The 25,640-nt window shown below is 66.1% G+C and carries 20 protein-coding genes; 3 read left to right on the forward strand and 17 right to left on the reverse strand.

What is annotated here, in order from left to right:
- The first annotated feature begins 3 nt into the window (after nucleotides 1-3).
- Nucleotides 4-3,330: an efflux RND transporter permease subunit gene (locus VSR82_RS15735; protein WP_368585578.1), complete on the forward strand. Its 3,327-nt coding sequence runs from the start codon at nucleotides 4-6 to the stop codon at nucleotides 3,328-3,330.
- A 17-nt stretch (nucleotides 3,331-3,347) separates the two neighbouring features.
- On the opposite strand, the gene VSR82_RS15740 is transcribed toward VSR82_RS15735, so the two are convergent.
- From VSR82_RS15740 to VSR82_RS15750, 3 genes are all read right to left on the reverse strand, one after another.
- Complete coding sequence (locus tag VSR82_RS15740; RefSeq protein WP_410848985.1) at nucleotides 3,348-3,812, reverse strand: hypothetical protein; 465 nt, start codon at nucleotides 3,810-3,812, stop codon at nucleotides 3,348-3,350.
- 75 nt (nucleotides 3,813-3,887) lie between these two features.
- Nucleotides 3,888-4,451, reverse strand: coding sequence for a peroxiredoxin (locus tag VSR82_RS15745; RefSeq protein ID WP_429460126.1), 564 nt, complete (start codon nucleotides 4,449-4,451; stop codon nucleotides 3,888-3,890).
- Nucleotides 4,452-4,622: 171 nt separating this feature from the next.
- The gene (locus VSR82_RS15750) at nucleotides 4,623-5,924 is read right to left on the reverse strand and encodes an EAL and HDOD domain-containing protein (RefSeq protein ID WP_429460129.1); all 1,302 of its coding nucleotides are present in this window, start codon (nucleotides 5,922-5,924) and stop codon (nucleotides 4,623-4,625) included.
- Between the two features lie 353 nt (nucleotides 5,925-6,277).
- Here VSR82_RS15750 and VSR82_RS15755 point away from each other — a divergent pair, with 353 nt between their 5' ends.
- Both VSR82_RS15755 and VSR82_RS15760 read left to right on the forward strand, forming a co-directional pair.
- Nucleotides 6,278-8,092 (forward strand): putative bifunctional diguanylate cyclase/phosphodiesterase, encoded by a 1,815-nt coding sequence (locus VSR82_RS15755; RefSeq protein WP_368585574.1) that lies wholly within the window; start codon nucleotides 6,278-6,280, stop codon nucleotides 8,090-8,092.
- Nucleotides 8,093-8,187: 95 nt separating this feature from the next.
- Nucleotides 8,188-9,645 (forward strand): HDOD domain-containing protein, encoded by a 1,458-nt coding sequence (locus tag VSR82_RS15760; RefSeq protein WP_368585573.1) that lies wholly within the window; start codon nucleotides 8,188-8,190, stop codon nucleotides 9,643-9,645.
- 99 nt (nucleotides 9,646-9,744) lie between these two features.
- Here VSR82_RS15760 and VSR82_RS15765 read toward each other — a convergent pair whose 3' ends face one another.
- From VSR82_RS15765 to bamE, 14 genes are all read right to left on the reverse strand, one after another.
- Nucleotides 9,745-11,121, reverse strand: a complete 1,377-nt coding sequence (locus VSR82_RS15765; RefSeq protein WP_429460132.1) for an EAL and HDOD domain-containing protein — start codon at nucleotides 11,119-11,121, stop codon at nucleotides 9,745-9,747.
- A 249-nt stretch (nucleotides 11,122-11,370) separates the two neighbouring features.
- Nucleotides 11,371-12,165, reverse strand: coding sequence for an ABC transporter substrate-binding protein (locus VSR82_RS15770; protein WP_429460134.1), 795 nt, complete (start codon nucleotides 12,163-12,165; stop codon nucleotides 11,371-11,373).
- A gap of 146 nt (nucleotides 12,166-12,311) precedes the next feature.
- Nucleotides 12,312-13,382, reverse strand: coding sequence for a succinylglutamate desuccinylase (gene astE, locus VSR82_RS15775; protein ID WP_498857895.1), 1,071 nt, complete (start codon nucleotides 13,380-13,382; stop codon nucleotides 12,312-12,314).
- Nucleotides 13,366-14,706 (reverse strand): N-succinylarginine dihydrolase, encoded by a 1,341-nt coding sequence (gene astB / locus VSR82_RS15780; protein ID WP_410849080.1) that lies wholly within the window; start codon nucleotides 14,704-14,706, stop codon nucleotides 13,366-13,368. Before astB ends, astE begins: the two co-directional genes overlap by 17 nt.
- 12 nt (nucleotides 14,707-14,718) lie before the next feature.
- Nucleotides 14,719-16,182, reverse strand: coding sequence for a succinylglutamate-semialdehyde dehydrogenase (gene astD, locus VSR82_RS15785; RefSeq protein WP_429460138.1), 1,464 nt, complete (start codon nucleotides 16,180-16,182; stop codon nucleotides 14,719-14,721).
- 2 nt (nucleotides 16,183-16,184) lie between these two features.
- Nucleotides 16,185-17,222, reverse strand: coding sequence for an arginine N-succinyltransferase (gene astA, locus VSR82_RS15790; RefSeq protein WP_410848991.1), 1,038 nt, complete (start codon nucleotides 17,220-17,222; stop codon nucleotides 16,185-16,187).
- The gene (gene aruF / locus VSR82_RS15795; RefSeq protein WP_368585612.1) at nucleotides 17,219-18,271 is read right to left on the reverse strand and encodes an arginine/ornithine succinyltransferase subunit alpha; all 1,053 of its coding nucleotides are present in this window, start codon (nucleotides 18,269-18,271) and stop codon (nucleotides 17,219-17,221) included. The genes astA and aruF overlap by 4 nt, the downstream gene beginning before the upstream one ends.
- A 76-nt stretch (nucleotides 18,272-18,347) precedes the next feature.
- The gene (locus tag VSR82_RS15800; RefSeq protein ID WP_429460141.1) at nucleotides 18,348-19,583 is read right to left on the reverse strand and encodes an aspartate aminotransferase family protein; all 1,236 of its coding nucleotides are present in this window, start codon (nucleotides 19,581-19,583) and stop codon (nucleotides 18,348-18,350) included.
- A gap of 304 nt (nucleotides 19,584-19,887) precedes the next feature.
- Nucleotides 19,888-20,931 carry a GlxA family transcriptional regulator gene (locus VSR82_RS15805; protein WP_429460143.1) on the reverse strand — a complete coding sequence of 348 codons (1,044 nt, stop codon included), beginning with the start codon at nucleotides 20,929-20,931 and terminating at the stop codon, nucleotides 19,888-19,890.
- 28 nt (nucleotides 20,932-20,959) lie between these two features.
- A complete protein-coding gene (locus tag VSR82_RS15810) occupies nucleotides 20,960-21,751 on the reverse strand; it encodes an ABC transporter ATP-binding protein (protein ID WP_429460145.1) in 792 nt (263 codons plus the stop codon).
- An 88-nt stretch (nucleotides 21,752-21,839) separates the two neighbouring features.
- Nucleotides 21,840-22,553 (reverse strand): ABC transporter permease, encoded by a 714-nt coding sequence (locus VSR82_RS15815; RefSeq protein WP_368585566.1) that lies wholly within the window; start codon nucleotides 22,551-22,553, stop codon nucleotides 21,840-21,842.
- Nucleotides 22,554-22,558: 5 nt separating this feature from the next.
- Nucleotides 22,559-23,248 carry an ABC transporter permease gene (locus tag VSR82_RS15820; RefSeq protein ID WP_176110610.1) on the reverse strand — a complete coding sequence of 230 codons (690 nt, stop codon included), beginning with the start codon at nucleotides 23,246-23,248 and terminating at the stop codon, nucleotides 22,559-22,561.
- Between the two features lie 291 nt (nucleotides 23,249-23,539).
- The gene (locus VSR82_RS15825) at nucleotides 23,540-24,493 is read right to left on the reverse strand and encodes a patatin-like phospholipase family protein (RefSeq protein WP_368585565.1); all 954 of its coding nucleotides are present in this window, start codon (nucleotides 24,491-24,493) and stop codon (nucleotides 23,540-23,542) included.
- Nucleotides 24,494-24,552: 59 nt separating this feature from the next.
- Nucleotides 24,553-25,104, reverse strand: coding sequence for an outer membrane protein assembly factor BamE domain-containing protein (gene bamE, locus VSR82_RS15830; protein ID WP_368585564.1), 552 nt, complete (start codon nucleotides 25,102-25,104; stop codon nucleotides 24,553-24,555).
- Between the last annotated feature and the right edge of the window lie 536 nt (nucleotides 25,105-25,640).

Genomic DNA, 25,640 nt, shown 5'->3' on the forward strand with positions numbered 1-25,640 from the left:
GCGATGAACCTGTCGCGTCCGTTTATTTCCCGCCCGGTCGCCACCACGCTGCTGGCGATCGGCATCGCGCTGTCGGGCGTCTTCGCGTTCACCAGGCTGCCGGTGGCGCCGTTGCCGCAGGTCGACTTCCCGACCATCTCGGTGCAGGCGACGCTGCCGGGCGCGAGCCCGGAGACCGTCGCGACCAGCGTCGCGAGTCCGCTCGAGCGGCACCTCGGCTCGATCGCCGACGTCACCGAGATGACGTCGCAAAGCTCGGTCGGCTCGACGCGCATCACGATGCAGTTCGGCCTGAACCGCGACATCGACGGCGCCGCGCGCGACGTGCAGGCCGCGATCAACGCGGCGCGCGCCGACCTGCCCGCGAGCCTGCGCAGCAATCCGACCTACCACAAGGTCAACCCGGCCGACGCGCCGATCCTGATTCTCGCGCTGACGTCGAATACGCGCACGCCCGGCCAGCTCTACGACTCGGCCGCCACGGTGCTGCAGCAGTCGCTGTCGCAGGTGCAGGGGGTCGGCGAAGTGGACGTGAGCGGCTCGGCGAATCCGGCGGTGCGCGTCGAGCTGATGCCGCATGCGCTGTCGCATTACGGCATCGGCCTCGAGGACGTGCGCGCGGCGCTCGCGTCGGCCAACGCGAACAGCCCGAAAGGGGCGATCGAGTTCGGCGAGAACCGCGTGCAGCTGTACACCAACGACCAGGCCACCAAGGCGTCGCAGTACAAGGATCTCGTCATCGCCTATCGCAATGGCGCGCCGGTCAAACTCTCCGACATGGGCGAGGTCGTCGATTCGGTCGAGGACCTGCGCAACCTCGGCCTCTTCAACGGCAAGCAGGCGGTGCTCGTGATCCTGTACCGGCAGCCGGGCGCCAACATCATCGAGACCGTCGACCGCGTGAAGGCGATGCTGCCCCAGCTACACGCGTCGCTGCCCGCCGACGTCGAAATCTCCCCGACCTCGGACCGCTCGACGACGATCCGCGCGTCGCTGAAGGACACCCAGCGCACGCTCGTGATCGCGGTCGCGCTCGTTGTGATGGTCGTGTTCCTGTTCCTGCGCAACTGGCGCGCGACGCTGATTCCGAGCGTGGCCGTGCCGATCTCGATCATCGGCACGTTCGGCGCGATGTACCTGATGGGCTTCTCGCTCGACAATCTGTCGCTGATGGCGCTGACCATCGCGACCGGCTTCGTCGTCGACGACGCGATCGTCGTGCTCGAAAACATCTCGCGCCACATCGAAGACGGCGTGCCGCGCATGAAGGCCGCGTTCCTCGGCGCGCGCGAGGTCGGCTTCACGGTGATGTCGATCAGCATCTCGCTCGTCGCCGTGTTCCTGCCGATCCTGCTGATGGGCGGCATCGTCGGGCGGCTGTTCCGCGAGTTCGCGCTGACGCTGTCGCTCGCGATCGCGGTGTCGCTGATCGTCTCGCTGACACTGACGCCGATGATGTGCTCGCGCCTGCTGCGCGAGCCGCACGAGAAAAAACAGGAAAGCCGCTTCGGCCGCTGGCTCGAACGCGGCTTCACGTCGATGCAGCGCGGCTACGAGCGCACGCTCGGCTGGGCGCTGCTGCATCCGAGGCTGATCCTGCTCGTGCTGCTGCTGACCATCGGGCTGAACGTCGTGCTCTACATCATCGTGCCGAAGGGCTTCTTCCCGCAGCAGGACACCGGGCGTCTGATCGGCGGCATCCAGGCCGACCAGAGCACGTCGTTCCAGGCGATGAAGGGCAAGTTCTCGCAGATGATGGAGATCGTCAGCAAGAACCCGGCGGTCGACAGCGTGGTCGGCTTCACCGGCGGCCGGCAGACCAACTCGGGCTTCATGTTCCTGTCGCTGAAGCCGAAGAGCGAACGCAAGCTGTCCGCCGACCAGGTGATCCAGCAGTTGCGCGCACCGCTCGGCGACGTGGCCGGCGCGCGCACCTTCCTGCAGGCGGTGCAGGACATCCGCGTCGGCGGCCGGCAATCGAACGCGCAGTATCAGTTCACGCTGCTCGCCGATTCGACGCCCGATCTGTACAAGTGGGGGCCGAAGCTCACCGAGGCGCTGCAGGCGCGCAAGGAGCTCGCGGACGTGAACTCCGACCAGCAGCAAGGCGGTCTCGAAGCGATGGTGACGATCGACCGCGCCACCGCCGCGCGCCTCGGCATCAAGCCCGCGCAGATCGACAACACGCTGTACGACGCGTTCGGCCAGCGCCAGGTGTCGACGATCTACAACCCGCTGAACCAGTATCACGTGGTGATGGAAGTCGCGCCGCGCTACTGGCAGAGCCCGGAAATGCTGAGCCAGATTTACGTCAGCACCTCGGGCGGCAGCGCGAGCGGCGCGCAGACCACCAACGCGCCGGCCGGCACCGTGACGTCCAGGGCGACCAGCACGGGCGCAACGACGAGCGCGGCAACCGGCGGCACCGCAGCCACCACCGCGACGAGCGCGGCCAGCATCGCGGCCGACTCCGCGCGCAACCAGGCGATCAACTCGATCGCGGCGAGCGGCAAGTCGAGCGCGTCGTCGGGCTCGCCGGTGTCGACCGCGAAGGAAACGATGGTGCCGCTGTCGGCGATCGCGAGCTTCGGGCCGGGCACCACGCCGCTGTCGGTCAATCACCAGAGCCAGTTCGTCGCCTCGACGATCTCGTTCAACCTGCCGCCGGGCGTGTCGCTATCCACCGCCACGCAGGTGATCTACGACACAATGGCCGAAATCGGTATGCCCGCCACGATCCACGGCAGCTTCCAGGGCACCGCGCAGGCGTTCCAGCAGTCGATGTCCGATCAGCCGATCCTGATCCTCGCCGCGCTCGCGGCGGTGTATATCGTGCTCGGCATCCTGTACGAGAGCTACATCCACCCGCTGACGATCCTGTCGACGCTGCCGTCCGCGGGCGTCGGCGCGCTGCTCGCGCTGCTGCTGTTCAAGACCGAGTTCAGCATCATCGCGCTGATCGGCGTGATCCTGCTGATCGGCATCGTCAAGAAGAACGCGATCATGATGGTGGACTTCGCGATCGACGCGTCGCGCAAAGGGTTGTCGTCGCGCGACGCGATCTACCAGGCCTGTCTGCTGCGCTTCCGGCCGATCATGATGACCACCTTCGCCGCGATGCTAGGCGCGTTGCCGCTCGCGTTCGGCAGCGGCGAAGGCGCGGAGATGCGCGCGCCGCTCGGCATTTCGATCGTCGGCGGGCTGATCGTCAGCCAGATGCTGACGCTCTATACGACGCCGGTCGTGTATCTGTACATGGATCGCATCCGCGTGCGCTGGGAGGCGAGAAAGGCGCGCCGCACGGGTGGCGCGGCGCCGACCTCGTCATGATGTCGTGAAGGCGGCGCTCACAGCTTCTGCTCGATGGCCAGCGAAAAGATCCGCTGCCATCGGCGCGCCGCCCGCTCGTTCGACATCGGCACGAGCCACTCGCCGCGCCGTGCGTCCTTGACCTTCACGGCGAGCCGCGCCTGCGCGTCGCGGCCCTGTGCTTCGGCGCCGAGCAGATCCGCGAAGATATACGCGCCCTGCTCGTCGCCGACGCGAATCTCGCAGAGCCGCTTGGCCGCCGCGAGCCGCACCGACCCCCAACTGCCCTTCAGCTCGTGCGTCCAGTCGCCGTCGCGCACGTTCGGCGCGACTTCGCGGCGCCGCTGCCGCCAGTAAGCGAGCGCACCGGCAATCAGCAACGCAACCAGGACCGCCACGCCTTCCGCCACCGCTAGCCCGAAACTGGCCTGCAACGCAGCGAAGGCGCGTACCGCGCCGTACCCCAGCGCAACCAGCGCGATCAACGCAACGAGAATCGGCATCGCAAGCTCATCCGGTAAATGGTTTTGCCTGGCACGGGCCTGACACGAGCAATGCGCGATGCCGGCGCGGCCCCTTCACTGACCCTTGTGCGCGGCCGCCCATTCCTTGAGCGCGTTCAGCGTGTTCTCGACATGCTTGTCGGGCTGCAGGCTCGTGTATTCGTAGATGATCTTGCCGTCGGGCGAGATCACGTACGACACGCGATTCGCCATGCCGGCCTTCATCGGCATGGCCGCGTCGTATGCGTCGATCACCTTTGCGTCGGCGTCGGCCGCGACCGGGAATTTGCTGCGGCATTCGCTGATCGAGAACTTCGTCAGCGTATCGATGTTGTCGTGCGATACGCCGATCACAGTCGCGCCGTACTTTTTGTACTCGTCGACCGCATCGGCGAACTCGTGCGCCTCGATCGTGCAGCCCTTCGTGAACGCGGCCGGATAGAAGTACAGCACGACCGGCCCCTTCTTCAGCTGATCGGCGAGCGAATACGTGTAGGTCTTGCCGCCGAGCGAGGCCTCGGCAGTGAACGGCGGTGCCGTATCGCCGGGTTTCAGGGTTGCCGAGGCGAGCGGCGAATGCATTGCGAATCCGAACACCATGACGGCGGCCAATACCGCCGGTATGTGTTTTGTCTTCATCTGCTCCTCCATGCGTGAGCGCACGCAGTTGATCCCGTCCATCGAACACAGCTTCGGCCGGCGTCACAGGCCGCCGCTGAACGGCCTATTGGACCACGAATGCGCACGCGGCGTCGGTCGCCGCCAGGACCACAAGCCAATCGAAAGAATGCGGCGCGCGGGCCCGGCGCATCACGCGTCCGGCTCCGCCACGTGCGCGCCGAACCACGCCGCCGCCGACAGGTTCAGCTGCGATAGCACGTCGGGCGTCAGCGCGTGGAAGCCCGCCGCCGTCGCGACCGGCGCGGCGTCGCCGCCCTCGCCCGCGACCTCGGCGATCAGCAGCAGCGCGCCCAGCTCGCCCTTGCGCGCGACGATCGCCTCGCGGATCTGCGGCGCGAGGCCGAGCTTTTCGAGCACCGCGTCCGGGGTGCTGTCGAGCACGATGTGCACCAGCGAAAAAATCCCGGTCATGAACGCGGCATCGGCGAATTCGCCGTCGGCCGGACGCAGCCAGTTCGCGGCGAGCTCCATGAAGCGCGAGCGCGTCGCGGCCAGTTGCACGAGCGGATCGGCGCGCCACGGCAGGTCGCCGGTATCCGCGTACAGCAGCAGTTGCGCCCAGCGCGCGATCTGCCGGGTGCCAGTCGCGATGATCGCCTCGCGCAGCGACGCGATGTTGCGCCCGAGGCCGAACGCGCTCGAATTGACGAGCCGCAGCAGTTGCACGACCACGCCCGGATTGACCTTCAGCTCCGCCTCGAGCTCGACGATGCCGGCGTCGCGCGAGAGCAGCGCGAGCAGCCGCAGCAGCCCCGGGCGCAGCGAGCGGTTGCGCGGCGCGGCCAGCACCTGCGGCCGCGCGAAGAAGTAGCCCTGAAACAGATCAAAGCCGAGCTCGTGCGCGAGCGCGAAGTCCTCGCGCGTTTCGACCTTCTCGGCGAGCAGCGTCTTGCCGTAGCCGCGCAAGGCCGACGCGAGCTCGGCGACCTTGCGGCGCGGCGTTTGCAGGAAGTCGATCTTGACGATGTCGGCGTACGGCAGCATCGCCTTCAGCTCGTCGGTCAGGTCGTGCACGTCGTCGAGCGCGACCTGGAAACCGGCGCAGTGCAGCTCGTCGAGCCGACGCGCGAGCGAGGCGTCGTAACGCACGGTTTCGAGGATTTCGAGCACGAAGCGCTCGGGCGGCATCAGATGGACGATGTCGCTAAAGAGCAGCGCGCGGTCGATATTGACGAAGCCGCGATGCTGGCCGAGCACGGCCGGCACGCCGATTCCGCCGATCGTGCGCGCAACCACCTGCGCGGTGGCCTGCGCGTCGTCGCTGATTTCGGCGTAGTTGTAGGTGCCGGCGCGGAACAGCAGCTCGTACGCGTGAAGCGCCCCATCGCGATCCAGAATCGGCTGGCGGCCGACGTAGACATACTGCGGGACCGCGTCCGGGTGCCCGCGCTCAGGATAGCCGGCCGACGCGCCGGCGGAGACATCACGCACCTCGACGTCCCGCGGGACGGGCCGTGGGGCGCTGGCGGACCTGATGACGGAGCGTTCGAAGATGGATCATCGGTGCAAGGTTCGGAAAGTCTACGCAGCGCGACGCCATCAGCGTCGCCAAATTAAGGGAGATTCGCCGTATTAACGGCCGCGAAGCGGCGTCACTTTAACTGAATCGTCCCAGCGACGGCACCGGGCGCCTCATTACCGGATCTTTTCTCCGCGCGCAGCTAAAGATTTCCCCGCTTGCGTCGTTATCTCGTTCTGATGGGGCGGCCTGCTATTTCCCGGCCGCCCGGACCGGCGGACAAGCAGCCCAGCCCGCGGACGAACCCAGGTTGCCAGCGACGAACATGGAAGCGAACACGATCACCGCGCCCCGCCGGGGCTCCTTGCGCACGGTCATCGACCGGCTGCGGGCGTTCGGCCGGCGCGAGGACGACGACCGGCCGAGCAGCGCGAACCGCCCGCCCCCACTGGAACAGGTGGTCGGCGCGGTCGACCTGCTTGCGCACGTCGACGATGCGTTGCGCTTCATCTACGTGTCCGACGCGAGCCTGCGCTTCATCGGCTATCACCGCGAATACCTGAAAACCGCGACGCTGCCCGATCTGGTCGCCCCCGCCGACGTGCCGCGCCTCGATGCGCTGCTCAAGCAGGCGGCAGCCTCGGGCAGCGTCGAGAAAGCGACGCTCGGGCTCGTCAAGTCGCTGACCTATCCGATCACGGTCGAGTTGCGGGTCGTGCGCAGCAACCATGACGGCGTCGACGGCTACGCGATCGCCGGCTTCGACGTGTCGTCGTGGCGCGCGACCGAAGAGCGGCTGACCCAGGCGCTGCATCTGGACCGGCTGACCAGTCTGCCGAACCAGTCGGGTCTGGTGCATGCGCTGCTCGACGCACAACAGAAGGCCGACGCGCACGGCACGCCGGTCGCGCTGCTGCTGCTCGATCTCGACGACTATCAGCGGGTGAACCGCGCGCTCGGCTACGACGCCGGCGACGAGATGCTGCGCGATACGTCACGGCGCCTGTTGAACATGACGAGCCCGAACGAAACGATCGCGCGGATCGCCAGCGACGAGTTCGCGATCCTCGTGAAGCCGGCCGCGAGCCGCACCGACGCGGCCGCCGCCGCCGAAGCGCTGGCGCGGCGCCTGTTGACCGCGATCCAGCAGCCGTATGTGTTCAACGGTCAGCAGGTCCACCTGTCGGCCAGCATCGGCATCGCCCTGTACCCGGACGTGCGCCACGCCAACGACACCGGCGGCCACGACACGCACCTGCTGCGCTGGGCCGACCACGCGCTGCTGCAGGCGAAGGCCGCGGGCGGCAACACGCTCGCGTTCTACGTGCCGGACGACAACCCGGCCGACGCCGAGCGTCTGAAGCTCGAGGCCGACCTCTACGACGGCGTACGCAACGGCGAGTTTTCGCTACACTTCCAGCCGATCACGAGCAGCCGCACGCGGGGCGTGGTCGGTGTCGAGGCGTTGATCCGCTGGACGCATCCGGTGCACGGCCTCGTGCCGCCGTCGATGTTCATTCCGCTCGCGGAGTCGATCGGGCTCATCAACTTCCTCGGCAACTGGGTGATGAAGGTCGCGTGCATGCAGCTGATCCAGTGGGACGCGAAGGGCATCCCGCTGCAGTACGTGGCCGTCAACGTGTCGCCGCAGCAGTTTCGCGATCCGCGCTTCAAGGACTCGGTGCGCGAGGCGATCGAGCTGACCGGCATCGATCCGCGCCGGCTCGTGTTCGAGATCACCGAAAGTCTGCTGATGCACGACCCGGCGCACGCGAAGGGCTTGCTCGAAGACCTGACCGCGATGGGCATCCGCTTCGCCGTCGACGACTTCGGTACCGGCTATTCGAGCCTCGCGTACCTGCAGCGCTTTCCGCTCGCGAAGCTGAAGATCGACCGGAGTTTCGTCGAGAATCTGCTAACCTCGCGAAACGATCAGGCAATCGTTAGCGCTGTCGTCGGCCTTGCGCAGACGCTCGACCTCGAACTGGTTGCCGAGGGCGTCGAAACGGAAGCGCAGCGCACCCTGCTCACCGAGATGGGCTGCGATCACATTCAGGGCTGGCTCGTCTGCAAGGCGCTGCCGTCCGAAGAGCTCGCGCAGCGCTTCGAAACGCGCGAGCTTCAGCTGCACGGCGCGTAACGGGCGATGCAGACACGACGCCCAGGCAGCGGAACAAGCCGGCTCACGACCGGCACGGCATTCACTGGAACACGTATGGCTTTTGCGGGACACACATGGTAAAGGCGGCAGTGCTCGACCGGCTCTGGACGCGAATGAGCGAGCGCGGCGATTTCCCTATGCTGTCGCAATCGCTGCGCACCACCATGGCGGCAGTGACCAACGACGACCTCGACTTCACCGGCCTCGTGCAAGTGGTGCTGTCGGACTTCGCGCTCACGCAGAAGGTGCTGCGGCTCGCGAACTCGGCGATGTACATGGCGTTCGGCGGCAATATCACGACCGTGTCGCGCGCGCTGATGGTGCTCGGCATGGATGCGGTCGGCCACCTCGTGGTCGGTCTGAAGATCGTCGATCACTTTCATCAAAGCGTGCCGCGCCGCATCGACGCGAAACTCGAGTTGAACCGCACGCTGCTGTCGGGCTGCGTCGCGCGCAAGCTGACCGAGCGCGGCGACCTGCGCGCCGGCGAGGAAGCGGTGGTCTGCACGCTGATGCGGCAAATCGGCAAGCTGCTGGTCGTGTTCTATCTCGACGCCGAGTGGGACCAGATTCGCCGCCATATCGACGGCGGCGCACTCGAAGCCGATGCGTGCGTGCTCGTGCTCGGCGTCACCTTCGATGAAATCGGCGCCGAAGCGGCGGTTCGCTGGCGCCTGCCCGACACGATCCGCTCCGGCATGGGCGAGTTCGATCCGGAGGACGTGACGCAACCGCGCCAGGTGCAGTGGCTGCGCGCAATCACCAACTACTCGACCGCGGTCGCCGACGTGCTCACGCAGCAGAACATGCCCGAGGGCGAGCGCGAGGCACGCATCGGCGAGCTTGCGCACGAGTACGGCAGCGCGCTGAACACCGACCCCGAGGTGCTGCTGCAGATGAGCGTCGCGCTCGCGCGCGAGGATGGCGGCGACAGCGTGATGCGCGAAATCGTCGAGCTGCGCGCCAATGCCGATGCGATCGCGCGCGAGGCGCTCACGCCCGAGGCGCGCATCGAGGTCGGCGTGAAGGACTTGCGCGGCCTGCCCGAGGGCAGCCCGCTCGCGCCGGCGCTCGCGATGGCCGCCGAGACTGTGCTCGCGGCGCTCGGCTTCGCGCGCACCGTGGTCTACGTCAAACATAGCAACGGCACGTTCAGGGCGCGTCTCGGCTTCGGGCCGAAGATCGACGTGGCGCTGCCGAAGCTCGCGTTCAATACCGCGTTCGAGCCCGACGTGTTTCATCTCGCGATCGCGAACTCGGTGGGCATTTTCATCGAGAATGCGCGCGATCCGAAGATGGTCGCGCGGCTGCCCGAGTGGTTCCGGCGTTCGTTCGACGACGCGCGCGCGTTCGTGCTGCTGCCGATCATCGACGAAACCGATCAGACCGTCGCGCTGCTCTACGGCGACTGGTCGCATACGCAGGAGGCGCGCCGCATCTCACAGAAGGAGATGGGCGTGCTCAACGAACTGGCAAAGGAGTTAGGACGTTTTTTCGGCCGGGGGCAGATGCGGGAAATGGAGACGATGTGAAGACCTGGCGTGATCGCTGATCACTCCGCTTCACTTTGATTCTTTCCGTGTTTGCCCGAAAACGATTTTATGCGGGCATCCGTGGGGCTTTCACCCCACTCAATCCTCGATCCGCTCCAGCCCTTCCGCGCTGCGATCCGCAACACCGGCCCACGCGCCGGCCGCGAGACCCATCTGCGCGACCTCTTCCAGCGTCAACGGCGCAAGACGTTCGGACAGCGCGGCGACGCGCTCCCATGCGCCGCCTTCGAGCGCCTCGACCGCGCTCAGCAACAGACCCAGCCTGCCCTCGCGATGCAGGATCGCGGCCTGGATCGGCCGCGACAGCGTGAGGATATTCAGCGTTTTCTCGAGCGAGCCGCCGAACACCGCATCGACGAACGAAAACACGCCGGTCAGGAAGGCCGCGTCGGCTTCGTCGCGGCCCGCCTCGGGCATGCGCTCGATCGCGAGCTCCATGAAGCGCGCGCGCGTGGCCGCGAGTTGCAGCAGCGGATCGTCTTCGAGCGCGACCTTGCGGCCGTCGGCATAGAGCAGCAGCTGCGTCCAGCGCGCGATGCGATCGGTGCCCGTCGCGTTGATCGCGTCGCGCAGCGTCGTCACCTTGTGACCGACCGCGAGGCCGCTCGAATTCGCGAGCTTCATCAGATGCATGACGAGCACCGGATTGAGCTTCAGCTCGGCCTCGAGCTGCGCGACCGTCGGGTCGCCCGCGAGCAGTTGCAGCAGATTGAGCAGCGCGTGGCGCGGCGCGCTGACGCTGCGCGTCGACGCGCTTTGCGCCCGCGCGAAGTAATAGCCCTGGAAGCGGTCGAAGCCGAGTTCATGCACCGTTTCGAAGTCGGCCTGCGCATCGAGACCCGATGCGAGCAGCAGCTTGCCCGCCGACTTCAGCACGCTCGCGAGCTTCGACAGCAGCGCGCGCGGCGTGCGCGGGACGTCGATCTTGACGACTTCGGCGTACGGCAGCAGCTTCGCGAAAGTCTCGTCGGGCTGCGTGACATCGTCGAGCGCGAAGCGGTAGCGACGGCCATGCAGATACACGATACGCGCGATCAGCTCGTCATCGACTTCGAGCGATGAAGGCAGCTCGAGCATGAAGCGCTCGGCGGGCAGTCTCAGGATCGCGTCGTCGAGCAGCAGCTCGCGGCTCACGTCGACGTAGGCCGGATGGCCGGTCAGCGCGCCGCGCACGTCGCTTTGCACGAGCCCGCGCACGATCGCGCGCGCGACGCGTTGCACCGGCGTAGGCTCGCGGCCCGGCAACGCGTCCGCGTCGGCATGAGGATCGGTATTGGTTCGCGGGGCGCTGAGGTCTGCGTCGGCGAGCGGCAGCTCGGGCGCTCGCACCTTGATCTCGTACCCGCACAGCATGCCGTCCCGATTCAGAATGGGCTGCCGCGCGTAGCTGGCGATGAGCGACGCGTCGTCGGTCGTGCCGCTGTGGCTCAGAGTCTCGATTGCGATGGTGGTCATTCCGGTCCCCCGCTCGGCGCCGCTGGCGCCTGGCCGCTATGTTCTGTTTTTCGCTGCACATAGGCGCGTTTCCGTGACGTTGGAAGCTCGTCGACGCGCGGCAGCGTGCGTCGCAATTTTATCGCAGCGTCATTGGGCACGAACAGGCTTACAGGGCAATATCTCGAAATATTTGTTGAACGTTTGCGACACGCGTGCAAAAAGCAAAACGGCCGCATCAGCGGCCGTTTTGCACAATTAGATGCAGCGTTACTTCAGCACGACTTTCACGTCGAAGTATTTGGCGGCGAGATGGTCGATCGTGCCATCGGCCTTCAGCTCCTTCAACGCGCCGTTCAGCGCATCCTTGAGCGCCTTGTCGTTCTTGCGCACGCCGTAGCCGACACCCGCGCCAAGCAGCTTGTCGTCGCTCACGGCCGGACCGGCGAACTCGAAGCCCGCGCCTTGCGGCTTCTTCAGAAAGCCCTTCGATGCCGCTTCGGCGTCCTGGAACGACGCGTCGAGACGGCCCGACGCGAGGTCCGCGTAGATCTGGTCCTGAGTCTGATACGGCACGACGTCGACACCGGCCGGCGCCCAGCGCGCCTTCGCATAGGTCTCCTGGATCGTGCCCTGCAGCACGCCGACGTGCTTGCCCTTCAGCGATGCGGGCGTCGGCTGCAGAGCGCTGCCCTTCTTCGCGATCATCTGATTCGGGATCGTGTAGATCGGATCGGTGAAGTCGATCGCCTGGCGACGCTGGTCGGTGATCGTCATGTCCGAGTTGATCGCGCTGAACTTGCGCGCTTCGAGCGCCGGAATCAGACCGTCGAACGAATTCTCGACCCACACGCATCTGGCCTTCAGCTTCGCGCACACGGCATTGCCGACGTCGATGTCGAAGCCTTGCAGCTCGCCCGCGGGCGACTTCGATTCGAACGGCGCGTACGACGCTTCGACGCCGAAGCGCACTTCCTTGATCTCAGCAGCCGACGCGGTGCCTGCGGTCAACGCCGCCGTCGCGAACAGCGCGAGCGCGGCCAGGTTGGGCCAATTCTTCTTCATTACGGGTGTTCCTTTACGGTGTTGACTGAAACGGAGCCGACTTCGCGCGCACAGGCGGATGACGCCTGCCGCGCTTCGGACTCGCGCGGCCGGCGTAACCGGTAGGTGCGTCAGCCGCGAAGCCCGCGATTGTACACGGAACCTGTCTAGACAAGCTTGGGCAGCGTCTCGGCGGTGGTATCGACGACCAGCAGACCGGCGCGCAGGCCGGGCTTGACCGCCGGGTTGGGAAACACGATGCGCTCTTCGTCGCGCTGCACCGTGTATTGATAGTCACCGTCGCGCGCGAGCGGGGTGCCCTTGGCGAGCGGCGTGAAGTTCGGCACGTCGGGCGCGAGCAGCAGCTCGAATGCGTCGCTTTGCTTGGTCAGCTGATCGACGACGGTGAACACGCGCGGCAGCGTGGCTTGCGCGTCGCCGTGTGCGTTCATTCGGGTGCCGGCCAGCAGCGCGCGCACCGCGAGATCCGCGCCCTCGAAGCGCGTCAGGTCGTTGTGGCCGAACGGCCGCACCTTGCCGAGTTCGAGCGTGCACGCATCGGCGCCGCACGCTTGCGCGGTGAAGTGCGAATAGGTGTTGCCCTTCGTCGTGTGCAGCAGCACCGCGCTGATGCGCGCGTCGCCGAGCCATTCGAACATCGCCCGCGAAAAGGGCTTGCCGGTATGCGGCAACAGCGCGAAGCGCTCGAATACCGACGCGCGGATCGCCGTATGCATGTCGATATGCCAGCGCGCGCCGGGCGCGTCGGACGCGTCCGCGAAAAAGCGCGTTGCGGCCTGTTCGAGCGCGGCCGCGCGCGGCGCTTCATGACTGTGCGGCAGTTGCAGATGACGGCCGCTGAAGAGCCGGTTCAGATCGTCGTCGCGATAGCGGCCGCCGTCGCGCATCGCATCGATGTTGCCGAGAATCACGAGCAGCCGGCACGCGAGCGCCGCGCGGCCCTGTGCGATATCGGCGACGATGCGCGACAGCAGTTCGATCGGCGCGGTCTCGTCGCCATGCACGCCGGCCGAGACGAGCACGCTGCGCACGCCTGCATGCCGCTGTGCGGGCTCGATGACGAGCACGCCGTCGCCCTGCCACGTCCAGCGCACACCGTTCCCGCACGTGCCTTGCGCTCGATGCGCGGCAGGCCGCGAACCCGCGAGCGTCCACGCGAGAAAATCGTCGAGCATCGCGCTCGGGGCCGACATCGCGTAATCAGCGCTGGAAGTCATACAGCGAGCCCAGAGCGAGGATTTGCGTCAGCTCATCGAGCGCGGTGCGCGATTCGACCAGCAGTTGCGGATCGCTGAGATCGGCCGGTGCGAGACGATCGCGATAGTGCTTTTCGATCCACGCATCGAGACGGCCGAACAGCGTGTCGTCGATCCATACGCCCGGCGCAACCGCCGCGCGCTCGGTGTCGTCGAGTACGACGCGCAGACGCAGACAGGCCGGACCGCCCCCGTTCTTCATGCTCTCGCGAAGATCGAACACGAGCACTTCGTCGATCGGACCGCTGTGCGAAGTCAGCTCATCCAGATACGCGGCGACGCGCGGATTTTCGCGGCACTCCTGCGGCACGACCAGCACCTGCTTGCCATCGGGCCGAGTCAGCAGCTGGCTGTTGAACAGATACGACGTCACCGCATCGGCGACGCTGACCTGCGCGTCGGGCACTTCGATCACGTTGAAGCCCGCGTGAAGGTTCGCGAGCTTCGAGCGCAGCTCGTCGTACACCGCTTGCTGATCGACGAACGCGAGCTGATGGCAGAACAGTGTGTTGCGATTGCCGACCGCGATCACGTCGTTATGAAACACGCCCGCGTCGATCACTTCGGGGTTCTGCTGTGCATACACGGTCGCCGCTTCCTGCAAGCCATGACGATGCGCAACCGCGCGGCTCGCCTCGAACGTCTGGCGCGCCGGATAGCGCTTCGGCTCCGGCCCACGACGATACTCGCTGCGGCCGTACACGAAGAATTCGACGCCGCGCGCCTTGTACTGCTCGCAAAAGCGCGTGTGATTCGCCGCGCCTTCGTCGCCGAGCGCGGGCGTGCCGGGCAGCGCCTCGTGCACGACGAAGCGGTCGGTGTCGCTGAACATCGCCCGCAACGTGCGGCGCGTCGATTCATGCTCGATCGCGCGATGCAGCTTGCTGCACAGATTGGCCGGCGTGAAATGCACGCGGCCGTCGTGCGTATCCGCGGACGGGCTCACCGTCGCGGCGTTCGCGGTCCACATCGCCGAGGCCGAACTCGCCGCCGCGAGCAGCTCGGGCGCGTTCTTCGCGACGCGCGCGATCACCGAAGCGTCGTCGCCGGAAAAACCGAGCTCGCGCAACAGCCGCATCGACGGACGCTCTTGCGGCGGCAGCACGCCCTGATGAAAGCCGAGGTCCGCGAGCTGCTTCATCTTGCGCAGACCCTGGCGCGCCGCGGCCTTCGGATTCGCGACCGACTTCTCGTTGCTCTGCGACGCGACGTTGCCGAACGACAAGCCCGCGTAGTTGTGAGTCGGGCCGACCAGGCCGTCGAAATTGGCTTCAGTGGCTTGCAGCATCGTCGATCCTTAGAATTGAAGGCCCGGCGAGACGCTCGCGGGCATGTTCAGTTGCGCGCTTTCGACAGAGGCCATCGGGTACGCGCAGTAATCGGCCGCATAGTACGCGCTCGGCCGATGATTGCCCGAGCGGCCCGGCCCGCCGAACGGCGCGCCCGACGAAGCGCCATTGGTCGGCCGGTTCCAGTTGACGATGCCCGCGCGAATCGTGCGCTGGAAATGCGTCCACAGCGCTTCGTCGTCGGCGAGCAGGCCCGCGGACAGACCGAACTCCGTGTCGTTCGCCTGTTCGAGCGCATCGTCGAAGTTGCGGTAGCGGATGATCTGCGCGAGCGGGCCGAAGTGCTCCTCGTCGGGCAGGTCCTTCACGCCGGTCACGTCGAGAATCGCGGGCGTGACGAAGCCGAGTTGCGGATCGCGCTGCTCCATCTTCAACAGCGCCTTCGCGCCGCTCGCGAGCAGACGTTCCTGCGCGCTGATCAAACGCGAGGCCGCGCGCGCCGACACCACCGCGCCCATGAACGGCTGCGGCTCGGCGTTGTATTCGCCGACGCCGATGCGCGCGGTCACTTCCGTCAGGCGCGCGAGAAAACGCTCGCCGAACGCATCGTCGGGCACGAAGATGCGGCGCGCGCACGTGCAACGCTGCCCCGCCGACAGAAACGCCGATTGGATCGTGTGATGCACGGCGGCGTCGAGGTCCGCGACCGGGCCGATCACGAGCGGGTTGTTGCCGCCCATTTCGAGCGCGAGCACGATCTCCGGCCGGCCGCCGAACTGTTTGTGCAGCAATGTTCCCGTATCCGAACTACCGGTAAAGAACAGTCCGTCGATCTGACGGTGATTCGCGAGCGCGACGCCGGTGTCCTTCTCGCCCTGCACCAGATTCAGCACGCCGGCGGGCAGCCCCGCATCGCACCAGATCTGCACGGTGAGCGCCGCGACGCCGGGCGCCAGTTCGGACGGCTTGAACACGACCGCGTTACCGGCGATCAGCGCGGGCACGATATGCCCGTTCGGCAGATGGCCCGGAAAGTTGTACGGGCCGAACACCGCGACCACGCCATGCGGACGATGCCGCAGCACCGCGGTGCCATCGGCCATCGCCGAGCGCTTTTCGCCGGTGCGCTCGTTGTACGACTGGATCGAGATCTCGATCTTCGCGGCCATCGACGCCGCTTCGGTGCGCGCTTCCCACAGCGGTTTGCCGGTCTCGCGGCCGATCGCTTCGGCGAGCGCTTCCTTGCGCTCGGTCACGAGCGCGGCGAAGCGGCGCACCACCGCGCAGCGCTCGTCGAGCGTCAGTGCCGACCATGCGGCGAATGCGCGGCGCGCGCTGCGTACCGCGCGATCGACGTCGTCCGCCGATGCGCTATTGCCTTGCCACACCACCGCGCCCGTGCCGGGATTGTGCGACGCGAACACGGGTCCTGTGCCGGCGACCCACTCACCGGCGATGAAAAGCTCGCTCATGATCATCCTTGTTTGTGTTTCACCGGCAGCACCCGCAGCGGATCGCCTGCCTTTACCCGAAGCGCGTCGGCTTCGGCCGCGCTGAGGCGGAACACGCCGTTGCGCGCCACGCCCGCCACGACCCCGACGCGAAAATCGCCGAGCGACGTATTCGATACCATCGACTTCAGTCCGTCCTGCGCGGCCGGCTCCGCTGCGTCGCCGATCTCGGCCGCGACCAGCACGCTCTCGCGCACGGTGCGCAAATCGGCGATATGGCATTCGAGCACCGGACCCGCATCGAAAATATCGACGTGGTTCTCGTAGCGCAGCCCTTCGGCTTCGAGCATGCGGCGCGCGGGGATCGTGTCGCTATGCGTGAGGCCGACGCAGCGCTGTGCTTCTTCCGGCAACAGCTCGACGTACACCGGATAGCGCGGCATCAGCTCGGCGAGAAACGCCTTGCGGCCGTGCGAGCTCAGATAGTCGGCGGCGTTGAAATCGATCTGATAAAAGTGCGAGCCGACCGCGCGCCAGAACGGCGAGGTGCCCTGCTCGTCGAAATGGCCGCGCAGCTCCGCGCATAAACGCTGCGGAAAGCGCTCGCGGAACTGCGCGAGAAACATGAAGCGCGAACGCGACAGCAAGCCGCCGACGCCGCTCGTGCGATAACGCGGGCTCAGGAACAGCGAGCACACTTCCGCATAACCGGTGAGGTCGTGCGAGATGTTCAGCGCGTGCATGCGGGTCCAGATGCCGAGATCCTGGCTCGCGTGCACGACCGTGCTCACGCGATAGTTGTAGAACGGCTGCTGCAGCCCCACCTCTGCTTCGATCCCGCAGACACCGGCCACGTCGCCGGTCGTGGTGTCTTCCATCACGAAGAAATAGCCGGCCTCGTGCGGCTCGGCCCGATCTTCCATCGTGCGGCGCGCGCGTTCGACACGCGCTGCGAGCGCATCGCGATCCGGCTTGAACGTGGTCAGGCCCGGCCCGGTTTCCTGCGCGAGCCGCATCAGCGCATCCACATCGCCTCGTTGCACTACGCGAACGACGATCATTGCGCGTCTCCAGATTGTTCATCCTGCGGCTGATGCAGCGGCACGCACCGCACCGTATCGCCTTCGCGCACCCCGAGCGCGGCGAGCGCCGCCTGCGACAACACGGCGCCCGACTCCTTGCCGGGCGCGAGCTCGCCGAGCACGCAACGGAACTCGCCGTCGGCGCCGTTGTGCGCGATCAGGTAGGTTGCACCGTGCGGCGCCGGTGCCTCGCGCACGACGCGCGTTTCGTTGTGCTTCACGCTGACGCTGCGATCCATCTGCGCGGTCAGCACCGGACCCGCGTCGAAGATATCGACGTAGCGATCGGTCTCGAAGCCTTCCTCGAGATGAATCTCGTACGCGAGCAGCGCGTTCGCATCCGGCTCGCCGAGCACGCGCTGCGCCGCTTCGGGCAGCAGCGGCACATACACCGGATAGGTCGGCATCACTTCGGCGATGAAGGTGCGGCTGCGGCCGCCCGATTCGACTTCGATGTCCGCGAAATTGCGGCCGAAGAACTTGCGGCCCACCGCTTCCCAGAACGGCGACATGCCGTTTTCGTCGGTGACGCCGAGCAGCAGCGAGAACACTTCGGGCGTGAAGCGCTTGCGATTCGCGGCGATATACATCATCCGCGCGCGCGACATCAGTTGCGCGGCTGCGTCGCCGCGCAGCGACGGGTCGATGTAGTAGCCCGCGAGCCGGCTCTTGCCGGTCAGCTCGTGCGACATCGTCAGTGCGTGAATCTTGCGATTCACGTGCAACTCACGTGACGCATGAATCAGCGCGTCGTTGCGAAACACGTAGAACGGGTCCGCGTAACCGGCGGCCGCGACGATGCTCGCGGTTCCCATCAGCTTGCCGGTGTCCGAATCTTCGAGCACGAACAGATAGAACTCTTCGCCCGGAAAATCGACTTCCGCGCGAAATGAGTCTTCGGACAACGCGACGCGCGCTTCGAGCGCGCGCCGGTCGTGCGGCAGGGAATGCAGCACCGGTTGCGCGGTGCGCGCCATATGCTCGAGCGCATCGAGATCGGCAAGGCGGGCGGGACGTACGAAATACATCATCGTTCCTGTTGAATGTGACGCATGAATCGCCGCATCGGCGTGGGCAGGCGTGGAGGATTGCACGGTCTGAACATCAACGCGACGCCGCCTGCGCATTCGCGCCGACGAGTTCGCCGAACGCCTTGTCGAGCCGCGCGAAGCCTTCGGCCATGTCGTCGAGCGGCATGATCAGCGACGGCACGAAGCGCAGCACGTCCGGGCCCGCCATCAGCATGATCACGCCGTGCTGGCCGGCCGCGGTGACGAAGTCCTTCGCGCGGCCCCGATACGCGTCGTTCAGTTCGGCGCCGATCAGCAGACCCTTGCCGCGCACTTCGCTGAAAAGCCCTAACCGCTGGTTCAACTTCGCGAGATGGCCTTTCAGCACTTCGCTGCGCGAGCGCACGCCTTCGAGCAGCTTCGGGTCGCTGACGAGCTCGACCACTTTTTCCGCGATCGCCGAGCCGAGCGGATTGCCGCCGTAGGTCGTGCCGTGCACGCCGACCTTGAAGTGCGCGGCGAGCTCTCTGGTGGTCAGCATCGCGCCGATCGGGAAGCCGTTGCCGAGCGCCTTCGCGGTGGTCAGGATGTCGGGCGTCACACCGGTGTCCTGGTACGCGTAGAAGTAGCCGCTGCGGCCCACGCCGGTTTGCACTTCGTCGAAAATCAGCACGGCGTTGTGCTGATCGCACGCTTCGCGCAGTGCTTTGAGGAACGCCGGATCGGCCGGGATCACGCCGCCCTCGCCCTGGATCGGCTCGACGATCACCGCGCAGGTCTGCGCGCCGATCGCCTTCTTCGCCGCTGCGATGTCGTTGTACGGCAGATGCTTGATGCCGGCGGGCACCGGGCCGAAGCCTTCCGAATACTTCGGTTGGCCGCCGACGCTGACGGTGAACAGCGTGCGGCCGTGGAACGACTGTGTAAACGAAATGATTTCGTCTTTCTGCGCGCCGTGACGGTCGAACGCGACGCGGCGCGCGAGCTTCAGCGCGGCCTCGTTCGCTTCGGCCCCCGAGTTCGCGAAGAACGCGCGATCGGCGAACGTGAGGCTTTCGAGGCGCTTCGCGAGACGCAGCACCGGCTCGTTCGTGTAGCCATTGCCGATGTGCCACAGCTTGCTGCCCTGCTCATGCAGTACCTTCAGCAGCTCCGGATGCGCATGACCGAGCGCGGTGACGGCGATGCCGCCGGCGAAGTCGATATAGTCGCGGCCTTGCGTGTCCCACACGCGCGAGCCGAGACCGCGATCCGGTACGAAGGCGGCGGGGGCAAACACCGGCACCATGACTTCGTCGAAGGTCTGGCGTGTCACAGTCAGGTCGTTCATGGCTAATCCTTTTACGGGTGACAGGTAATACAGCTAGTGTAGGAAACCGTGCGCGGCGCGTCTTGCGCATACGCGACGCTTTCTATGAGGTTCCGCGCGTCGTCGCGCCACGGCGGGTACCGCGGGTACTGTTCGTGCAGGTGTTTCGTTCTTACTGTGTGAGCGGTTCGTGTCGGGTTCGTGTCGCTCGTGTCGGACTTCGGCGGTGCGGCCGCGCCGCCCGCGCCGGACATGCCCCTGCTCCGCTTTCAGACGGCTTCCAGCTTGCGCACGAGCTATGCCCGACTGCGCGCGCCGCTGTGCATCAATCGAGCTCGGGCCGCTCGATCAGCGCGGCCGGCCGGGGCTCGCTCGCGCCGCCGTGCGCACCGGTCTGCCGCTCGATCCAGTTGCGGCGATCCTCGCGCGGCGTGACGCCGAAGTGCTCCCGATACGCATTCGAAAAATGCGCCGCCGACGAAAACCCGCACGCGAGGCTGATCTGCACGACCGATTTGCTGGTGCGCTGCAACTGCGTGCGCGCCTTCGACAGCCGCAGCCCCAGATAGTATTTGGAGGGCATCGAGCCGAGATACTGGCGAAACAGGCGTTCGAGCTGCCGCCGCGAGACGCCGACGAGGCCGGCGATTTCATCGGTGGTCAGCGGGTCCTCGATATTGGCTTCCATCAGCAGCAGCGCGTCGTTCAGGCGCGGATGACGCTCGCCCGGCGCAGTCACGAACGGGATGCGCTGACGCTCCTCGCCGGCGCGCAGCACACCGACGCCGAGCGTATCGGCGATGCGCTCCGCGAGTTCGGGCCCGTGCGCGCGGCCGATCATCGCGAGCATGAAGTCGACGGTCGCCTGACCGCCCGCGCAGGTCGCGCGATCGCGGTCGATTTCGAAGATCTGCTGCGTGACGATCGAGCGTTCGAACTGTTCGGAGAACTGCTGATAGGTTTCCCAGTTCACGCTGACGCGATAGCCGGACAACTGCCCCGCCATCGCGAGCCACCACACGCCGTGGTGGATGCCGGTGACAAGCGGCGTGCGTTGGCCGACGCGCGCGAGGCTCGCGAGAAACAACCGATAGTCGGCGAACTGCTGGAACCGCTCGCTGACGATGATCAGCCAGTCGCACGCGATCGCGTCGCCGAACGCGGCGTCGGCCGGCCATTGCGCGCCGCCCGACAGCGGCACCGCGCGGCCGTCCCACGAACAGACCTGCACGCGATACAGCGCGCGGCCGTCGATTTCATTGGCGAGATTGAGCGCGTCGACGATCGGCCCGACGCCCGACATCGACACGGGCGGCAATGCGACGATCGCGACCTGGGTCGTGCGAGCCGGGCTGGACGTGCGGGCCATCGGGTGTCCGTGAAAAGCGGGCCGCGCGTTACTTCAGGCTGCCGGACAGGAACTGCTTCAGGCGCTCGCTGCGCGGCGCGCTCAGCACCACGGCCGGATTGCCCTCTTCCTCGGTGCGGCCTTGGTGCAGGAACATCACATGGTTCGACACATTGCGCGCAAAGCCCATTTCGTGCGTGACGACGATCATCGTGCGACCTTCCTCGGCGAGCTTCTGCATCACCTTCAGCACTTCGCCGACGAGTTCGGGGTCGAGCGCGGAAGTCGGTTCGTCGAACAGCATCACGTCCGGGTGCATCGCGAGAGCCCGCGCAATCGCCACCCGCTGCTGCTGGCCGCCCGACAGATGCGACGGATACTGCTTCTCGAGACGCGGCGCGAGACCGACTTTCTCCAGATATTCGCGCGCACGGTCCTCGGCTTCCTTGCGCTTCAGACCGAGTACATGAATCGGCGCCTCGATGATGTTCTCGAGCACGTTCATGTGCGACCACAGATTGAAGTGCTGGAACACCATCGCAAGCTTCGTGCGGATGCGCTGCAACTGTTTGTGATCGGCGACTTCGAGATTGCCGGCGCGATCGGTCTTCGTCTTCACCGCCTCGCCATCGACGACGATCTGCCCGGCGTTCGGCCGCTCGAGAAAATTGATGCAACGCAGGAAGGTGCTCTTGCCCGAGCCGCTCGCGCCGATGATGCTGATCACGTCGCCTTTGTTCGCGTTCAGCGACACGCCCTTGAGCACTTCGTTGTCGCCGTAGCGCTTGTGGATGTCCTGTACGGCGAGCTTGCAAGCTTCGGTTTGAGTGGTATGGAGCAAGATGCTCTCCCAGTGAAGATACGGATCGGTCTGATGCGGACGCCGCGGTGCTCAAGCGCGCGGCGTCCGCTGCAATGTCAACGCGCGCTCAATGCGTGCGCACCGCGAGATGCGCGAGCCAGCGGCGCTCGGCGCGCCGGAACAACGCAACCAGCGCAAACGACACCACGAGGTAAATTAACGCCGCGAGCCCGAACGCGTTGAACGACTGGTAGGTCGCAGAGTTCACATCGCGCGCGACCTTCAGGATGTCGGGCACCGTGGCCGTGAACGCGACCGTGGTTGCGTGCAGCATCAGGATCACTTCGTTACTGTACAACGGCAACGCGCGACGCAGCGCGGACGGTATCACAATGCGCCGGTACATCGTGAACCAGCTCATGCCATAGGCGCGCGCCGCCTCGACTTCGCCGTGCGAGGTCGAGCGGATCGCGCCGGCGAAAATCTCGGTCGTGTACGCACAGGTGTTCAACGCGAACGCGAGGATCGCGCAATGAAAGCCGCTGCGAAAGAACGCGTCGAGCAGGCTGTGCGAGCGCACGAACGCGAGGCTGTACACGCCGGTGTAGATCAACAGCAGCTGCACGTAGAGCGGCGTGCCGCGAAACACGTAGGTGTACAGACGTACCGGCGTCGACAGCCAGCGCTTCTTCGACACGCGCGCGACCGCGAGCGGCACCGCGCACACGAAGCCGATCGCGATCGACGCTACCAGCAGCCACAGCGTGACCGCAAGACCCGACAGACGCTGCCCATCCCAGAACAGATACGCCTTCCAGAATTGATTGATGATGTCGATCATGACGTTCAAAGCTCCGCGTGTCGCACGCCGATCGAATAGCGGCGGTTCAGCCAGATCAGCGCGACGTTCGAGACGGTGGTGATCGCCAGATAGATCAGCGCGGCGACGAGGATGAAGAAGAACATGTTGAAGGTGCTCTTGCCGGCGTCCTGCGCGGCTTTGACGACGTCGGCGAGACCGATGATCGACACCAGCGCGGTCGCCTTTACGAGCACCTGCCAGTTGTTGCCGATGCCGGGCAAGGCGAAGCGCATCATCTGCGGAAACAGGATGCGGGTGAACACGCGCACGCCGCTCATGCCGTACGCGCTGCCCGCTTCGAGCTGGCCGCGCGGCACCGCGAGAAAAGCGCCGCGGAAGGTTTCGGTGAAATACGCGCCGTAGATGAAGCCGAGCGTCAGCACGCCGGCCACGAACGGATCGATGTCGAACTGCGGCAGATCGAGCGCGTCGGTCAGATCGTTGACCGCCATCTGGATGCTGTAGAACAGCAGCAGCATCAGCACGAGGTCGGGCACCGAGCGGATCAGCGTCGTGTAGCCGGTCGCGATGGCCCTGAGGGGCCGGTTGAACGAGAGTTTCGCCGCCGCGCCCGCGAGGCCGAGCAACACGGCGGCCGCCAGCGACAGAACGGACAGCTCGATCGTCTGCAGCGTGCCGGCGAGCAGCACGGGACCAAAGCCGTATAGGAACACGCGTGTCTCCATCCAGGTTCGTTGAATTGGCGCGGATGGCGGCAGCTTCGTGGGCGGCTCGCTGCTCCGGCATGGCGCGGAGTCTCGCAAGCGAAAATCAATTTCTCAAATACCGGGCGACTGGATTGCTGCGACGCAGCATGACGCTGCCGGCGCGCGCTGAACGCTCGTAGCGCTTGGTATCACGAGGGTTATCGTTTTGTCAGGTGCGCCGCGCGCGCTTCGCCGCGCCGCGATTTCGCAAATTTCGGGTCGCTTTTTCGATAGGCCGCGGCGACGAACAACCGGCGCTCAATCGAGCGCGAGCCGCGCGCGAATCGCCGGCAGCATGTGTTCGACCGCCGCGCGCCCTTCCGCGATGGCCGGCTCCGCGCGATGAAAATCGAAGATGCCCATGCCGCCGAGACGCGGCTGAATCAGGATATCGGCCGGTTCGCCCGCAAGCCGGCTGCGCGTGATGCGCACCTGCATGATGTCGATGCTTTGCGCGATCGAGCTCAGCATCGACGGCACGTGCGCGCTCGGCTTCGGCGGCACGCGCACGTCGTCGGTGGCGCTCGCTTCGGCTGGCGCGAGCCAGCGCGGCCACGGCTTGCCGTTGCGGCGCAGCGCGACAGGCGGCGGCGCGGTGGGATCGAGCGCTGGCGTTTCGATGACCGGGCCGCCGAAGTCGCGGCCGTTCAGGATGTCGTTGTTCAGATCGATCGCGATCACGCAGTCCGCGCGCATGCCGCGCGCGACCGACACCGGCACCGGGTTGCACAGCCCGCCATCGACGAGCCACACGCCGTTGTGCCACACCGGCGTGAAGATGCCCGGAATCGCAATCGACGCGCGCACCGAGTCGACCGTGCTGCCGTCCTGCAGCCAGATTTCGCGGCCCGTGTCGAGTTCGGTCGCGACTGCCGCGAACGGCATGTTCAGTTGCGCGATCGAGCGGCCGGCGAATTTGTCGGCGAATAGCTGGATCACCTTGCGCCCGCCGAGCAGGCCGCCCGAGATGCGCAGATCGAGCAGCCGCACCACCGTCTGCCAGGTCAGACGCGACACCCACTCCTCGAGCCAGTCGAGATCGCCGTTCGCATAGACGGCGCCGACCAGCGCGCCGATCGACGTGCCGCACACGACGTCGGGCTTGATGCCCGCGTCTTGCAGCGCCCGAATCGCGCCGATATGCGCCCAGCCGCGCGCGGCGCCGCCCCCCAACACCAGCCCGATCCGGCTGTATCGACGTCGACGTATCATGCCTACCCCGCTCTTTCGGCCGGCTTATCCGGCCGTCTTCTATTCGACATTCTTCCCACCTATCGCCCACGAATCACGTCCGAGCGTGACGTGGTGTACACCCTCTGGTTGCGGTCGAAGTGAACGTTAAAAATGCCTTCCTCGGTCACGCCGCGCTCGCGCCATTTCCAGCTCCACACGGTTTCCGGCTTCAGTGGAAACACCGCGACCTCTCCAGGCTTACCAAGCAATCGACGCACCTCGTCCTCGGTCATGCCGGAGCGGATCTTCGCGAAGTTGTCCGCGGTCAGCACTTGCGTGATCGCCTGCAGCTTGCCGTCGCGATCGATGTCGACCATGTAGGTGTTGAGACCTTGCGGACCGCGCGGATACTCGAAGCGCTTCGAGCCGTCGGTGAAGGTGCGGGTGGTTTCGGGCTTGCCCATCTGCGCGAGGATTTGCGCTTCGGTCGTGACACCCGGCGTCATGTTCTTGAGCAACAACGCGTCCGGTTTGACCGCGTTGAAAAAATCCTTGAGTTTTTGCACGGCTTGATCGCTCTGCTGTTGGTCGCAGCCGGTCAGCGCAACGCACGCTATCAGCAGCGTGATGCCCAGCGGTTTGAGGCTCACTTCGATTCCTGTCCGGATGCGCGGCGTCTGCAATCGCTGCGCACGGCCGGTCTGTAGTGTGTACTACAAGGATAACCGCGCACGGAGAAAACCGCGAGCAACGCAGGCGCGACGAGTGCGGCTACGCACGTAACCTGTTGCGCGCAGCGCTAAAAGATCGGCTGGGGGTCGCTTGAAACGGGCACGCCAGAAGCAAAAAGGCGACGCTGTGTGCAGCGTCGCCATGTCGGTCGATACGATCAACCGGAAGTGACGGCGGCTCGACAGCCGCCCTGCGCGAAGTACCGCGGACGACGCGCAGCGGCCTGCTCCAGACGAAGCGATGAGCAACCTTGGCTACTCACCTTGCGCCATCGCCGAATGACAAACCGCTGCCTTTTACGGCCGCCCTGGTCCCTCGATAAGCCTTCCAGATGCGGATAATCTAAACGCATCGGAGGCTTTCGACGAGAGCGCGTTTACACCGAATCGGCAGAAGATTCGCGGCGCAACATGGCCGGCCTCCGGAAGGCCGGCCCCCGGATAGCCGGCCTCCG

The organism is Burkholderia sp. JPY481, assembly GCF_038900515.1.
Taxonomy (GTDB): domain Bacteria; phylum Pseudomonadota; class Gammaproteobacteria; order Burkholderiales; family Burkholderiaceae; genus Paraburkholderia; species Paraburkholderia youngii.